Raw genomic sequence first — 287 nt, forward strand, 5'->3', positions numbered from 1 at the left:
GAAGAAAGGTGTTCAAAAGCTAAATAGTGAAGAAGCTCTTGCCCTTGCTAGAACGCGCCACATCGATAGTGATGCAATGCGTGGACTACGCCAACAGCTCGTTATTGAAGCTATTTTAAAGAAACTAACAAGCGTTGGATCTGTAACAAAAGTTGGTAACATCATTGATGATATTACCGGCCAATTCGTTACGAACTTAACATTCGATGATATGCTTTCATTCTATAAGTACGGATCGGATTCGGAAATTGAGAAATTACAATTTGATGGTGAAGACTGCTATATTG

General features: G+C 38.7%; 1 protein-coding gene. It reads left to right on the top strand.

Features of this window, described 5'->3' with window-relative positions; all coding sequences use genetic code 11:
- Positions 1-287: LCP family protein (locus ACSG5Z_RS31645; protein WP_435712928.1), on the top strand; the 287-nt coding region annotated here is incomplete at both ends.

Source organism: Bacillus pretiosus (genome assembly GCF_051294775.1).
Lineage (GTDB): Bacteria > Bacillota > Bacilli > Bacillales > Bacillaceae_G > Bacillus_A > Bacillus_A wiedmannii.